Below are 14,610 nucleotides of genomic sequence, written 5' to 3'. Positions count from 1 at the left end.
ATGGCGCTGATCGGACAGGACATTTCGCCGCCGGACCTGCGCGCGAAAGTCACGGGACGAGCCAAGTACTCGGAGGACTTCAAGGCGGAGGGGATGGTCTTCGCCAAGCTCCTCCTGAGCCCCATGCCGCACGCGCGCGTGCGCAGCGTGGACGCGAGCCGGGCGCTCGCCATGCCCGGCGTGTTCGGGATCCTGCGCGCGAGCGAGGTGAACCCACCGGACGCGCCCGGCGAGGCGGCGCTCACGGATGAGCCGAAGTACGTGGGCGAGCCGATCCTCGCGCTGGCGGCGGTCGACGAGACGACGGCGGCGGACGCGATCGAGGCGATCGACATCGATCTCGAGCCGCTCCCGTTCGTGATCGACCCGCTCGATAGCCTGCGTCCCGGCGGGCCGGATGCCCGGCTCGAGGGGAACGTGCTCCACTTCGGCGAGAGCGGGCGCGAACTCATCCCGATGAAGTGGGCGCAGGCGGACTTCGACGCGGCGGAGGCCGAGGGTCGCCTGCCGATGGGCAAGCCCACCGACGAGTGGGAGCACGGCGACCTCGATGCCGCCTTCGCCGAAGCGGACTACGTGTTCGAGGACACGATGGTGCACCAGTCGCTGAGCCACCACCCGATGGAGCCCCGCAGCTCCATGGCGTACTGGGACAACGGCCGCTGCTACCTGTACGGGTCGACCCAGAGCACGCAGCGCACGCACACCGCGCTGGCGGGCCAGCTCGACCTCGACCCCGGGGACCTCGTCTTCGTCGGCCAGTACTGCGGCGGCGGCTTCGGATCCAAGATCGCCGGCGCGACCATCTACCAGGTCACGGCGCTCCTCGCGAAGAAGATCCAGCGGCCGGTGATGCTGCGGATCAACCGCTACGAGGAGACGTACATCGGGCGCGGCCGGCCCGGATTCCAGGCCTGGACGAAGATGGGGTTCTGCGACGACGGGAAGATCACGGCGATCGACCTCTACATCGTCCAGGACCACGGGCCGTACGGCCGGTCGGGCGACTACATCACGGCCGGCAATGTGGCCGACCTCATGTACCAGCCGGACGCGATGCGCTTCCGCGGCATCACCGTGTACACGAACACGCCGCCGCGGGCCGCGCAGCGGGCGCCGGGCGGCGCGCAGATCGTCGCCATGCTCGAACCGCTGATCGACAAGGCGGCGCGCGAACTGGGGATCGACCGGGTCGAGATCCGGAAGATGAACGCGCCCACGCACGACTCGCCGTTCGGGCAGCAGCGCGCGAAGACGACGAGCGCCTTCGTCCGCGAGGCGATCCAGGTCGGAGCCGAGCAGTTCGACTGGGCCGGGAAGCAGGCCCTCAGCGGCCAGCGGAACGGCACCAAGGTCACGGGCGTCGGGGTGGGCGTCAGTCCCTACGTGGGGGGATCGTCGGGCTTCGACGGCCTCCTCCTCATTCGCCCCGACGGCCAGCTGTACATCCACCAGGGGATCGGGAACCTGGGGACGCACTCGATGGCGGACACCGCCCGCGCCGCAGCCGATGAACTCGGCCTTGAGTGGGAGAATTGCGCGGTGATCTGGGGCGACAGCTCGCAGCACCTGCCGTACAGCTCGGTGCAGGCGGGGAGCCAGACGATCCACGCGCACACGCGGGCCAACTACGCGGCGGCGCTGGACATGAAGCGCAAGCTGCAGGAGGTCGCCGCCGCGAGTCTCGGCGGCGCTACGAGCGGCTATCGGGTCGCGGGGGGCCGCGTTACGGGGCCCGGGGGCTCGCTGAGCTTCGCGCAGGCCGCAGAGCGCGCCATCGCCATGGGGGGCGAGTACTCGGGCCAGGCACTGCCGGAAGACATCAACGACGCCACGCGCTCCTCGGCCACCGCCCTCGCCGGACAGGGGCTGATGGGCGTGGCGAGGGACAACTTCGCGCACGAAGGCCAGACCTGGTCGTGGGTCGTCGGCTTCGCGGTCGTCGAACTCGATGTCGAGACGGGCGACGTGCGGCTGGTCGACTACACGGGGTCGACGGACTGCGGCGTCGTCGTCCACCCGCGCAGCCTCGCGGCCCAGATCCACGGCGGCGCCGTGCAGGGCTTCGGCCAGGCGCGGAGCCAGAAGTGGGTGTTCGATCCGAAGTGGGGCGTGCCGTTCGCGCACCGGCTCTACACCGCCAGACCGCCGGGGATGCTCGACGTCCCGCTCTCCATGGACTGGGCCGCGGTGGGCGAACCCGACCCGCAGACGCCGATCGGCGCCAAGGGGATCGGCGAGCCGCCCGTCGGCGCCGGATCGGCGGCCGTCACCTCCGCGATCGCGGACGCGCTGGGAGGCCGGTGCCTGTGCCGGATCCCGCTGACCACCGACGTGATCCTGGCTGAGTTGGAGGGCAGAGTCCAGCCTCACCAGCTCACCGAGATTCATAGCTGACGGGGAGAAGAACGATGGCCGTGATTCGCGACATGATGCCCGCGTTCGAGCTCTTCCAGCCGACGAACGTGGACGAGGCGCTGGACGTGCTCGACCGGCGCGACAACACCTGGGTCCTGGCCGGCGGCCTCGACTCGCTGGACTGGTTCAAGGACCGCATCAAGCGGCCCGAGGTCGTCGTCGAGTTGGGCGCCGTGAGCGAGCTGCGGGGGATCCGCGCCAGCGGCGACGGGCTCGAGATCGGCGCCATGACCTCGCTCCGGGATGTCGCCGCGAGCGAGGAGGTGCGATCGCGCTTCGGCATTCTGGCCCGGGCCGCCGCCGAAGTGGCGACGCCCCAGATCCGTAACCAGGGGACGCTGGGCGGCAACCTCATCCAGGACACGCGCTGCTGGTACTACCGGGGCGGGTGGCCGTGCTACCGCGCGGGCGGGAACATCTGCTACGCGGGCACGCCCCGCTCCATGAACCGTGAGCACGCTGTCACGGGGCAGAGCCGCTGCGTGGCCGTGAACGGATCCGACACCGCCGGGGCGCTGGTCGCCCTCGGCGCGCAGATGATGGTGCGGAACCCGGGCGGCGAGCGTGTCTACGAGGCCGAGGATTTCTTCATCGGCCCGGCGATCGACATCGAGCGCATGACCGCGCTCGAGCCGGGAGATCTCCTCACGCATGTGCGCATCCCGGGCGACTGGGCGGGCGCGCGCTTCTACTGGGAGAAGGTCCGCGACCGCAAGTCGTGGGACTGGGCGCTGGCCAGCGTGGCCGCCGCCATCGTGGAGTCGAACGGCACGATCGAGCGCGCCCGGATCGCGCTCAACGGCGTCGCGCCGACGCCCGTGCGGCTGCGGGACGTCGAAAGGCTCGTGCAGGGGATGCCGGCAGACGACGACACCGGGCTCGCCGCCGGGGAGCTGGCCACGCGCGGCTTCCGGCCCCTCCGCCACAACGACTACAAGGTACCGCTCGCGCGGAATCTCGTACGGCGCGCGGTGCGAGGAGAAGTCGCTTAGATGGAGATCCTCAGAACGGCGCCGAATCCCTGGGGCCAGGAGGTACTCGTCGGCGTCGCCTGGGATCTGCTCCTGGCCGCCGCCATCGCCGGTTTTCTGTTCGTGGTCGGGCACCATCTGTACGTGTGGATCATGGCGCCCAAGCCCCCGAAGACCGCACCGGAAGCGGCGGCCGAGGTGCCCGAGCGGGTCGAGCGCCATTCATCCGCCTCCCGGACGTTTCACTGGCTCATGGCCGCCACGATGCTCACGCTGCTCATCACGGCCTTCTTCCCCGTGATCGGCGTGCAGTTCGCGTGGGTCACCATCCACTGGATCGCCGGCATCGTCCTTACCCTCCTCATCATCTACCACATCGTGCACGCGACGATGAAGCAGGACTTCTGGTCGGTGTGGATCGGGAAGAAGGAGATCGCGCAGGCGCTGTCATCGGTCGGGAAGTTTCTCCGGCGCCAGCCGGCCAAGGAAGAGCGGTCGGGCAAATATCCCCTCGACCAGCGCGCGTACCACAACGCCGTCACGCTCGTCTCGATCGGCGTGATCGTCACCGGGATTATCATGATGGTGGGGGTCGACACCTGGTATTGGGCGAGCAACCCGTACTTCCTGTCCGACTCGACGTGGGGGCTCGTGTTCGTCCTGCACGGCCTGTGTGGGGTCGGGCTCGTGACGATGGTCATCGCCCACGTGTACTTCGCGATCCGGCCCGAGAAGCGCTGGATGACGCGCTCCATGATCAAGGGCTGGATCACGCGCGAGGAGTACCTCGAGCACTACGACCCGGCCATGTGGCAGCTGGGGGCCGGGAGCGCGGGCGCCGACGCGGGCGGTGAAGCCTCATCTTGAGCCGGGCCGACCTGAAGGCCCACATCGAGACGATCGAAAAGGCCTACGAGTTCTTCCTCTCCTACGCAGCCCTCGGCGCCGCCGCGGAGGAGGCTTCGAAAGTGGGAGGGCAGCTCCGCGAGTTTCTGGGTCGGACGAACGCGGCGCTCAGGGCGCTGGAGAACGACCTCCCCGGCCTTCTCGCAACCGAGAGCCTGGAGCCGGCGGACGCCTACCGGGACGTGATCGGCGTGACCTCGGCGGACGCCGCGAAGGCCGGGGCAGCCGTGCGGCTCGTCCTGGCGCAGGAGACGATCAGTTCACAGCTGATCGACAACCTCAACGCCTCCACCCACCTGCGGGCGCTCCTCACCGACCTCTTCCTGCTCGACGACGTGGTCTGACCGGCGCTGAGGCCCGCTACCCGTCCGTGCGGGTGAAGGTGAAGGTGCCGATGGGTTCGTCCGAGAAGGGGCGCTCGCCCTGCAGGCCGCGGATCGGTTCCTTCGGCCGGGTGTCGTCGTTGGCCGAGGTGTAGGCGGACCCGCTGTCCGTCCCCGCGTCGAGCGGGTAGAGGACGACCTCGAGTTCCTCTACCCAGCCTCCGTCTTCGTCCCGCAGGGACAACCCCGTGACGCCCGCGAACCAGTCCGGGCTCGGGGCGATCATCGTGACCAGCGTGACGAGGGGGAAGTCTTCCCGGACCGTGACCGCCTGAATGGTCGCGCTCCCCGGGCTGCCGGAGCCGGAGCCGTTGATGACCCCCAGCGCGCCCCCCGGGATTTCGGCCTGGACTTCCGCGGCCAGAGCGGCGGTGCCACCTGTTTCGGCCATGCTCTCGATCCCCGGCGTGGCGATGCCCTCCAGAGCCCAGAAGGTCACGCTGTCGTTGTGTACGGCACCGATCAGCGGCGAGAAGTGCGCACCGCCCGGGAAGTTGGTCGGGTGCGTGGAGGCGCTCCACGTGGCGTCGAAGACCACCCGGTACGTCGCCGTGGTCGCCACGGCCGGGGGCGGCGGGGGCTCGGGCTCCGGCCTCGAAACCGGCTCGGTCCCGGAATCACCGCACCCCGCCGCGGCGGCGAGGGCGGTCGCGAGTACCAGCCCCCGGAGCCGAATGTTCAGGCTCGGGCGTGCCAGCTGGCGAGGACTTCGGCCTCCTTGTCGGCCGGGAGACCGGCCTGAGGCGCGGCGCGGCGTTCCTCGGGGAGCGAGTTCCACCATTCGATCGTGTCGCGGGCGGTCTCCGTAAGGGGCCGGAAGGCGAGTCCGGCCTGGATGGCGGCCGCCACCGAGACCTGGTTCATGCCGACCGTCTCCCCCTCGGGGGGTGTCCAGTTCGTCATGTGGCCCCACGGGGCCACCTCTTGCTCCAACATGAACTCGGTCGACACCCAGGTGAAGGTCGCGTCGGCGTCGAGGGCGCCGCGGATCTCTTCCAGCATGTCGCCGAACTGCCGTATCTCGCCCGTGGCGTTGTACGTGCCTCCGTGCCCGGGGGTCTCGACGAGGCGCACGATCCACTCCGAGAGGTCGCGGGCGTCGATGTTCTGCACAGGGTCCGCGGGGGTGTTCGGGGCCAGCACCTCGCCGCCGCGGGCGACCCGGACCGGCCAGTACGTCCAGCGGTCGGTGTTGTCACCGGGCCCGATGATCAGCCCGGGCCGCACGATGATCGCGTTCTCGCCGAAGGCGTCGCGGGTGTACTGCTCGCACCGCGCCTTCCTCGGTCCGTACCCGCCGTCGTCCTCGCCTTCCGTCGGCGAGAGCTGCCCGACGTGATAATCCTCGTCGATCCCGACCTGGGCGAAGTCGGCGTAGGCGGAGATGGACGAGACGAAGAGGTAGCGGTCGACCTGATCGCGCAGGAGTTCGGTCGTCGACGCGACCCAGCTCGGGTAGGAGGCCGAGTTGTCGATCACGGCGTCCCACTCCCGGCTCTCCAGCGCCGTCAGGTCACTCGTGCGGTCTCCGATGAGGTGTTCGACGCGCTCGAAGTAGTCCTGGTAGAAGGGCGGCTCGGTCTGTCCGCGCGTGAAGATGGAGACTTCGTGTCCCCGGTCCAGCGCGTACTTGACCTGGTGGGGCCCGATGAACCGCGTCCCGCCGAGGATGAGGATGCGCAGAGGGTCTCCGGTACCGCCCGCGCAGGCGGCCGAGCCGAAGGCGCCGAGCACCCCCAGCGCGCCGCCGGCACGGGCGGAGGACTTCACGAACTCTCGGCGAGTCTGATTCCACGTCATCGTAATCGTCCCTTTCTTTCGTTCCTTCTCTCGCTAGCGGCGGATCGCGACGATGCTCCCGACCCTGACCGTCATCTCGTCTCCGTCGTCGCTGAAATGGGCCTCGCGCCCGCTATCGGGATCGAAGAAGGAAGAGTCGCTCAGCGGCCACAGGACCGTTCGTCCGGGGCCCTGGCGAAGCGTGAGTCCTCGCCCGTCAGGCTCGAAGCGCAATTCGGTGCCCATTTCTGGTGCGACATAGGTGCCGACGTAGCGCTCGCGCACCTCAGCCGGCACCTCCATCGGCACCTTCTCTTCGGAGAGGGGCCCGGACCATCCGTACGCATGGGCGACCGTGGTCGCGATCTCGGACGCGAGCTGGCTCCCGGAGTCGGAGTTCGTCATCACGAAGACGCCGTCGGCTCCATCGATGTACGCCGCGAAGGTCGAGCGAAAGCCCTGGTTCGAACCGCCGTGCTGAAACCGTTCGCCGTCCTCCGAGATCGCCGGGCCCAGGCCCCAGTCGTCCGCGTCGGGACTCAGCATCTCGCGGGCGAGCGCTTCGCCGAGGACGCGGGCCGACTCGCCCTTCCACGCGCGCTGCATCTCCCGGGCGTAGAGCGCCAGGTCGCTCGGCGTGGTCCACAGCCCGGCGGCGGCCTGCTCGGGGTACGTGTGCCACCCGCCGGGGACGCGCTCGCCGTTCGGCCGGTAGCCGGTCGCGATGTCGTCCCGCCGCTCGGCCGGGATCGGCTGCTCGTACGTCGAGCGGACCATGCCGATCGGGTCGAGGACTTCCTCCCGCATGACGGCGGCGAACGGCTTGCCGTGTACGTCCGCCACGAGTTGCTGCATCACGGTGTATCCGCCGCCGGAGTACCTCCAGCTCTCGCCCGGTGCCTTGTAGGCGCGCACCGGGTCGGTGTTGCCGCCGCCGTCCAGCACTCCTGGCCCGTCGGGCAGCGCTTCGTCCAGCCCGTACCCGGGGAAGCCCCACACGGTGAGGCCGGCCCGGTGCGTGAGGATCCCCCGCAGGGTGACGGGCGCCTCCTCCGTGAACCCGTTCTCCGGCACCTGCCAGCTCGTGAGGTACGCGTTGACGTCGCCGTCGAGCCCCACCCGGCCCGATTCGACGAGTCGGAGGGCGGCGAGCGCGGCCACGGGCTTGGAGATGGACGCCGCCTGGAAGAGCGTGTTCGGCGTCGCGGGCCGTCCGGACTCGACGTCGGCGAGTCCGTAGCCCTCGGCCCACGCGATCTCGCCGTCCACGAGCACGGCAATGCTGACCCCGGGCACTTCGAGTTCGGTCATGCGCTCCGCGAGCGATGGTCGCGCGACAGGCTCGCCGCGGATCGTGAAGGTCGGCATCAGCGCCGACTCGACGAGCGCCTGCGGGGTCCCGTCGGGCGTGGGGGCCTGCGAGCAGGCCGCGGCGAACGACAGCCAGGCGACGAGGGTGATCCGGGTTGTGTTCACGGTCCCCCTCCCATCACGGGCGCGACACGGGCGATTTGCGGTACGGCGATTCTCGGGACTACCACGATGACTGTCGAGAGAGCCGGGGGCCAGACCGGATCGCCCCGGTTCGGTCACTGCCGGGCTTCCTTCCCGAACTTGCAGTCGTACCAGCTGCGCCCGATGCCGAGATCGACCCGGAGCGGGACCGCGAGTTCGACGGCCCCTTCCATCTCCTCGCGCACCACCCGGCTGACCTCTTCCACATCGGCTTCGGGCGCCTCGATGAGCAGCTCGTCGTGCACCTGCAGGAGCATCCGCGCCTCCGTGTCGGCGAGCCGGTGGTGGAGCCGGATCATCGACACCTTGATGAGGTCGGCGGCGGAACCCTGGATGGGGGAGTTCGTCGCCGTGCGCTCGCCGTAGCCGCGGATCCCGGGGTTTCTGGAGTGGATCTCGCGGACGTACCGTCGGCGTCCGATCAGGGTCTCGACGTAGCCCTGTCGCCGCGCCACCTCCTTCATCTCCTCCAGGTAGGCCGCGACGCCCGCGAACCTCTCGAAGTATCCGGCGATGAACTCGCTCGCCTGTGCCCGCGAGATGCCGAGTTGCTGCGCGAGCGCGAACGGACCCTGGCCGTAGATGGTGGCGAAGTTGATCGTCTTCGCCTGCTCCCGCATGGTCGGCGTGACGTCGTCCGCTGCCACCCCGAAGATCCGGGCCGCGGTCTCCCGATGGATGTCGCGCTCCGCCCGGAAGGCGGTGACGAACGCCTCGTCCCCGGAGAGGTGCGCCATCACGCGGAGTTCGATCTGGGAATAGTCCGCGCCCACGAACGCGTGGCCGGGCGCGGAGATGAACCCCTTTCTAATCTCGCGTCCCAGCGCTCTGCGGATGGGGATGTTCTGGAGATTGGGGTCGGAGGAAGACAAACGCCCGGTCGCGGCGACCGTCTGGTTGAGGCGTGTGTGGATGCGGCCCTCGGCGTCGATCAGCCTCGGGAGCACGCTCACGTACGTGCCGTCGAGCTTGTCCAGCTCCCGGTGCTCGAGGATGAGGCGCGGCAGTGCATGACCCATGGCCGCGAGTTGTTCGAGCACGGACTCGTCGGTCGAGGGCCCGGTTTTCGTCTTCTTGAGGACGGGCAGCGCGAGCTGCTCGAACAGCAGCGCGCGCATCTGGGGCACGGAGCGCAGGTTGACTTCGGCTCCCGCGATCTTGTGGATCTCCTCGCGCACGGCGTCGAGGTCGCGTCGCAGGCGGGCCCGCAGATCCGCGAAGAAGTGGAGATCTATCGCGATGCCGGCGCGTTCCATGCTGGCGAGCACGGAGAGGAGCGGCATCTCCACCTCCCTGAAGAGGTGGCTCATCCCGGTGCGTTCGAGTTCTTCCCCGTCGATTCTCGCGAGTCGGTGCAGGAGAGCGGCGCGGGGTCCGGCCCATTCGGCGGCGCGCGCCGGCTCGACCGACGCCATGGGGAGGCGGTTCCGACCCGTTCCGGTGACCCCGTCGCGGGTCTCCAGCTCCACCTGCGCGCGGTCCGGGGCGAGCGTGGAGAGGGCTCGGTCGCGTCGGGCCGGATCGATACAGTACGAGGCGATCCGGGTGTCGAAGGATGCGGCGGCCCCGAGGCCTCCCAGCTCGACGCCGTGCCGTCGCAGAAGCTGGACGGCGTACTTGAGATCGTGGCCGATCTTCGGGGTCTCCGAGGCGAGCAACTCGCACAGCCCCCGCATCTCGGGGGAACCCAGATCCGGCAGGCCGACCGGTTCGCCGGCATCGAAGGCGAGCGCCGGGTTCCCCGCCACGTCACGCTGGACCTCCGGCGCCCGGTGACCGAGGGGCAGGTAACACGCCGCCGCATCCGAAGCGGCGAGCGCCACGCCGACGAGTTCTGCGCCCAATGGATCGTCCGAACTGCCGACGACGAAGAGTCCGAGGCGGGCGGCCCCGGCGAATCCGGCCACGACCTCCCCGAGGCGATCGGTGTCGGCGACCTGTTCGATATCGGGTGAGAATCCACGTACTTCCGCCGCCGGCGCCTCCAGCTCCCGGAGCAGGTTGTGGAACTCCAGGGTGCGGAAGACGGCGGCCGCCTTCCCGGTGTCGAGCGGCTGCGAGCGGAGGCTCTCGAGGTCGAGTTCGACCGGCGCGTCGGTCCGGATGGTCACGAGCGCCTTCGAGCGACGCGCGTCATCCGCGTGCTTCAGCAGAGCGTTCCGCGCCCGGCTGGCGGTGACCTCTTCGGCCCGCTCGAGGATGGATTCCAGATCTCCGAAGCGACGGATGAGTTCGGGGGCGGTCTTCTTCCCGATCCCCGGTACGCCGGGGACGTTGTCCGAGGTATCGCCGAGGAGGGCCAGGAAGTCGGTCACGCGCTCGGGAGGCACGCCGAACCGCTCCTCCGCGTTCTCCGGGGTCACCCACTCCTGTTCGACCCCGGCGGGCCCGCCGCGGCCCGGATTGAGGAGGACGGTGTCCGGGTCGACCAACTGGTGGAAGTCCTTGTCGCCCGAGACGATGACCGTGCGCAGCCTGCCTCCGCCGGCTTCGCGGGCGAGCGTCCCGATCACGTCGTCCGCCTCCCAGCCTTCGGCCTCGATCACGGGCACCCGGAAGGCCTCGAACACCTCCCGGCACCTCGGCAGCGACGCTCTGAGTTCGTCGGGCATCTTCTCGCGCGTCGCCTTGTAGTCGGGATAGACCTCGGTCCGGAAGCTGTCGCCCGCGTCGAACACGACGCCCAGGTAGTCGGGCGCGTGGTCATCGATCAGACGCATCAGGAAGCGGGCGATCCCGTACGGCGCGGAGGTGTTCTCGCCGCTCGAGGTGGTGAGCGGCCGGTTGATCATGGCGAAGAACGCGCGGTAGATGAGCGCGTAGCCATCGAGCAGGAAGAGCGACGGGCGAGCAGCCCGCGGCAAAAGCCCTGCTGCGTTCAAGTGGCGATGCATCCCGCCTGAATCGCTTCGCTCTGCGTTGCTCCTCGGTCACATAGCGCTGCTATGCTCCCTCGTCGCGCCTTGTCAGGCGAGCGCCTCACCACTTTCGGCGCTGACGCAGGGTTTTGCCACGGGCTGCTTGAGGTCGACATGGCCTACATGTAGTCCCGCCGGGGGGCTCGTGGCAAAGTCCGGCGCAACAAAAAAACGCCCCGCCGATGGGGCGGGGCGCCTGGAATCGTGGTCGTGGCTCCGGTCAGGCGGTGCGGGTCACGCGGATCGCCTGCAGACCCTTGTCACCCTGTGTGAACTCGTAGTCGACGTCCATCCCGTCGGCGAGTGTCTTGTATCCGTCCATATCGCCTGATGGCATCCTGCCTCCCGCGAACCGCTGTGATCGGCGGTTTCGGGCGAGTGGCGCGCGTCCGTCCGCGCACTCCGCCGCTCCGCCGGAAGTCGAGAAGAACCTATCGTATGCGGGCAGTCAGAAAGCGTCAACACGCCGTAACGGGACGGTCGCGACGGTGATCCGTCGCGGGGATCAGGGCCCGTCCGTGGCGAGTTCCGGATAGAGGAAACGGTAGATCCCGGACAGTTCGGTGACCGCCCGCACGTACTCGCGCGTCTCCCGGTACGGGATTCGTTCGACCAGTTGTTCCGTGTCTGCGAACTCGGGGAAATCACGCCATCGGTCGTAGCGCTGGGGGCCGGCGTTGTAGGAGATCATGCCCGCGATGTCGAAGCGGTCGAAGCGGTCGAGTACGTCGGACAGGTATCGGGTGCCGAGCATCAGATTGACCTGCGGGACCGTGAGCTGGCCGCGATGGTATCCGGGAAGGCCGGCCCGCGAGGCGACGTTTCGCGCCGTCGCCGGCAGCAGTTGCATCAGGCCGAATGCGTTGGCGACCGACCGGATCTCGGGGTCGAACATCGATTCGCGACGCGAGAGGCCGGCCACGAAGTGAGGAGAGAGGCCGTTGCGCTCGGCCGCTGCGACGAGGGCCTCCCGGAAGGGAAGCGGGTAGATGGCCTCGAGTAGCGGCCGGCTCCACCGGCCCCGGATCGCATGGGCGCGCCAGCCCTGGCCGATCCCTTCCCGCGCCCAGCCCGCCGCGTTCAACGCGTGCGCGAAGGCGAGGACGGATCCGTAGGTGGACGGCCCTCGTTCCCGCGCCCGGCGGTACTCCCGCCGCGCCCGGTCGGGCCAGCCAAGTTCCCGCAGGATCCCCATCCGCTCGATGGCGGCCGCGTGGACCCCGTCGAGCGGAGGAAGGGGGTCGGGCTCCCCGAGGGTGACCGCCTGCCAAGGGTCCGACCCGATCCGGGGCGCCGCGAGGATGGCGTAGTAGTCGAACGGGTCGTACCCGACGACGCGGCGGTAGAACGGCCGCGCCGCCGCGGTGTCGCCGAGGACCTCCGCAACCCTTCCGCTCCAGTAGGTGGCGCCCTGCGCCCAGTCACCCTCCGGATAGCGGTTCCGATACTCGGCGAGGTGCAACCGCGCTTCTTCGTAGCGGGCCGCGTGGTACGCGAGCAACGCGAGTCTCTCGAGTGACCGCGCCCCGTAGTTCGACCCGGGGAACGCGCCGAAGGAGCGTTCGAACCCCTCGGCCGCGGCATCGGGCCGGCCGCCATCGTGCTGCAGGTCCGCGATCAGGTAAGCCGCACGGGCCGCGACCTCTCCCCTGCCCCGCGCGGCGGTCTCCTGGGCCCGCGCGGCCGCGTCCGGGCGGCCGAGCGCGGCGTAGATACGGTTGGCCAGCATCCAGAGCGACGCACGCGGGCTCGTCGCCGAGGCGGGGTCATCGATCCATGGTCCCAGCGCCTGGGCCGCCCGGCTCGGATCGCCCAGCGCCAGGTACGCTCCCGCGAGCGACTCCGCGATGGCGGGCCGCTCGTCCTCCGGCGCGAGTTCGAGCGCCTCGGACAGATATTCGGCGGCGCGGGTGTGCCGGCCGGCCCGGCTGTCCGAGCGGCCCACAGCGCGGAGCGTCCGCCAGGTGCGGGACAGGGCGAGGAGCGCGGGGCCCGTCTGCGAAGTGTACGGCCCCGCCGCGATCGCGTCCGTGAAGGCCGACCGGGCCGAGGCGGTGTCTCCGATCGCCAGGAAGTGCGGCCCCAGGTGCCGGGCGGCGAGCGCGGTTCGAACTCCCTTGCCTGCGCGGCGCGCCAGTGAGACACCGTGCTCCCCTTCCTCGAGCCGGAATGCCAGGCGCGCGGCGGGGAGCAGCGCGGAGTCGGCGGACACCCGGCCCGCCATGACGATCGAGTCGGCAAGCGCGAACGCGGCGCGGTCGTCGGCCTCGGCGAGCGCGTAGAGCCGGGAGAGCCGCAGCCACGGCGCCAGCTCCGGGTGTTCGCGCTCGGCGAGCGCGAATTGCTCCGCCGCCTCGGACCACCGGGCCAAGTCGCCCGACACCCGGGCGAACTCCGCGCGCGCGGCTGGAGGAGGCGTCCCATCGACCGCCCGCAGGTACGCGCGGTAGTGCTCGGCGGCCCGGCCTGCGCTGTCGAGCCCGGCGTACGCGCGCGCGAGGAGAAGCATGGCCTGCAACCGCGCGGACGGGGCCGAGACGACATCTTCCACAAGGAGCCGCCGCACGGAAGCCCACGCGCGCTGATCCGCAAAGGCTCTTGCCGCCAGCAGCAACGCCTCGTCCCCTTGCACCTCGCCCGCCGCCAGCTCGCGCGCCAGCAGGGTCGAGGCGGAAACCGGCATCTGCGCATCGAGGAGGGCTCTGGCGCGCTCCAGGATGGCGTCGGCTCGGGGGAAGGCCTGACCGCTGCCATTCTGTGCGGCAACGCCCGACGCGAAGAACAACAACAGGATCGACCCCAAGCGGGGGCCGCGCGGGAACACACGCTGGAAAACGCGCACCGACAGGCCTCCTTCCACCACATCCCCACCCCGACAACGCTCGGGCCCGCGTGGCCCGACCCAGAACTTCCGCCCTCGTCCGGCCCCGATCAAGAACCCTCAAACAAAAGCGGCCCGCCGAGGTGGCGGGCCGCCTTGTTCAAGCTCGGCTCCGGTCACGCCCCCCGAAGCGGGCTCCGACGAATCAGCCGGCGGCCGCCTGGTGAGATTCCCGCTCGTGCAGCGCGTCGATGAGGCGCTGGGCGCTCTCTTCCATCTCGATCACGAGGCGGTCGATCTTCGTGACGAAGTAGTTATGGAAGATGTTGATCGGAATCGCGATCGTGAGCCCCGTCGCGGTCGTAATGAGCGCGACCTTGATCCCGCCGGCCACCAGCGTGGCCTCGACCTCACCGGCGATCTCGATCGCAGCAAATGCCTGGATCATCCCGATCACGGTCCCGAGGAAGCCCAGGAGCGGTGCGACGTTGGACAGCGTCGCGAGCCAGACGAGCCCTTTCTCCAGGCCCGCCACCTCGATGGCGCCCGCGTTCTCGATCGCCTGGGTGGCGCGCTCCGTGCCCTCTTCGTAGCGGGAGAGACCCGCCTTGAGGACGCCCGCCGCGGGGGCGCTGGATTCGTTGCAGAGCGTGAGGGCATCATCGAGGTTCCCGACGCTGATCAACTCGTCGGCACCGCGGAGGAGCGACTTGTTCCTGGCGCCGTTCACCCCCAGGTCGACCAGCTTCCAGAGGATGATCAGGACTCCGAACGCCAAGGCCGCTCCGAGTGGCCACATCATGAAGCCGCCGGCCTCCCAGGTGTCTCCGAGGTTGAACGGCTGGTCCGCACCCAGGTTCACTGTCTGCTGAAACCAGAGTATCGACGCGATCAAGGTG

Annotated in this window: 11 protein-coding genes; 4 read left to right on the top strand and 7 right to left on the bottom strand. The window is 69.7% G+C overall.

What is annotated here, in order from left to right:
- Genes ACOOHF_RS05930 through ACOOHF_RS05915 form a run of 4 tightly spaced genes read left to right on the top strand, consistent with a single transcriptional unit; the run spans nt 1 to nt 4,639 of the window.
- Nucleotides 1-2,397, top strand: a complete 2,397-nt coding sequence (locus tag ACOOHF_RS05930; RefSeq protein WP_420463776.1) for a xanthine dehydrogenase family protein molybdopterin-binding subunit — start codon at nt 1-3, stop codon at nt 2,395-2,397.
- 14 nt (nt 2,398-2,411) lie between these two features.
- On the top strand, nt 2,412-3,410 hold the full coding sequence (locus ACOOHF_RS05925; protein WP_420463775.1) for an FAD binding domain-containing protein: 999 nt from the start codon (nt 2,412-2,414) through the stop codon (nt 3,408-3,410).
- Complete coding sequence (locus ACOOHF_RS05920; protein ID WP_420463774.1) at nt 3,411-4,256, top strand: cytochrome b/b6 domain-containing protein; 846 nt, start codon at nt 3,411-3,413, stop codon at nt 4,254-4,256.
- Nucleotides 4,253-4,639 (top strand): hypothetical protein, encoded by a 387-nt coding sequence (locus tag ACOOHF_RS05915; protein ID WP_419943256.1) that lies wholly within the window; start codon nt 4,253-4,255, stop codon nt 4,637-4,639. Before ACOOHF_RS05920 ends, ACOOHF_RS05915 begins: the two co-directional genes overlap by 4 nt.
- 16 nt (nt 4,640-4,655) lie before the next feature.
- Here ACOOHF_RS05915 and ACOOHF_RS05910 read toward each other — a convergent pair whose 3' ends face one another.
- The 7 genes from ACOOHF_RS05910 to ACOOHF_RS05880 all read right to left on the bottom strand — a co-directional run bounded on the left by ACOOHF_RS05910 (nt 4,656) and on the right by ACOOHF_RS05880 (nt 14,606).
- On the bottom strand, nt 4,656-5,240 hold the full coding sequence (locus ACOOHF_RS05910) for a spondin domain-containing protein (protein WP_420463773.1): 585 nt from the start codon (nt 5,238-5,240) through the stop codon (nt 4,656-4,658).
- Nucleotides 5,241-5,356: 116 nt separating this feature from the next.
- Complete coding sequence (locus ACOOHF_RS05905; RefSeq protein ID WP_420463772.1) at nt 5,357-6,448, bottom strand: NAD-dependent epimerase/dehydratase family protein; 1,092 nt, start codon at nt 6,446-6,448, stop codon at nt 5,357-5,359.
- Between the two features lie 63 nt (nt 6,449-6,511).
- Complete coding sequence (locus ACOOHF_RS05900; RefSeq protein WP_420463771.1) at nt 6,512-7,933, bottom strand: serine hydrolase domain-containing protein; 1,422 nt, start codon at nt 7,931-7,933, stop codon at nt 6,512-6,514.
- 113 nt (nt 7,934-8,046) lie between these two features.
- Nucleotides 8,047-10,854, bottom strand: coding sequence for a DNA polymerase I (polA, locus tag ACOOHF_RS05895; protein ID WP_420463770.1), 2,808 nt, complete (start codon nt 10,852-10,854; stop codon nt 8,047-8,049).
- Between the two features lie 256 nt (nt 10,855-11,110).
- The gene (locus ACOOHF_RS05890; RefSeq protein ID WP_420463769.1) at nt 11,111-11,227 is read right to left on the bottom strand and encodes a cold shock domain-containing protein; all 117 of its coding nucleotides are present in this window, start codon (nt 11,225-11,227) and stop codon (nt 11,111-11,113) included.
- A 168-nt stretch (nt 11,228-11,395) separates the two neighbouring features.
- Nucleotides 11,396-13,732 (bottom strand): transglycosylase SLT domain-containing protein, encoded by a 2,337-nt coding sequence (locus ACOOHF_RS05885; protein WP_420463768.1) that lies wholly within the window; start codon nt 13,730-13,732, stop codon nt 11,396-11,398.
- Between the two features lie 184 nt (nt 13,733-13,916).
- Nucleotides 13,917-14,606, bottom strand: coding sequence for a MotA/TolQ/ExbB proton channel family protein (locus ACOOHF_RS05880; RefSeq protein WP_420463767.1), 690 nt, complete (start codon nt 14,604-14,606; stop codon nt 13,917-13,919).
- Nucleotides 14,607-14,610: the final 4 nt, after the last annotated feature.

Origin of the sequence: Candidatus Palauibacter sp., assembly GCF_965216145.1 — a bacterium.
Classification (GTDB): domain Bacteria; phylum Gemmatimonadota; class Gemmatimonadetes; order Palauibacterales; family Palauibacteraceae; genus Palauibacter.
This window is presented reverse-complemented; position numbering and strand designations above follow the sequence as displayed.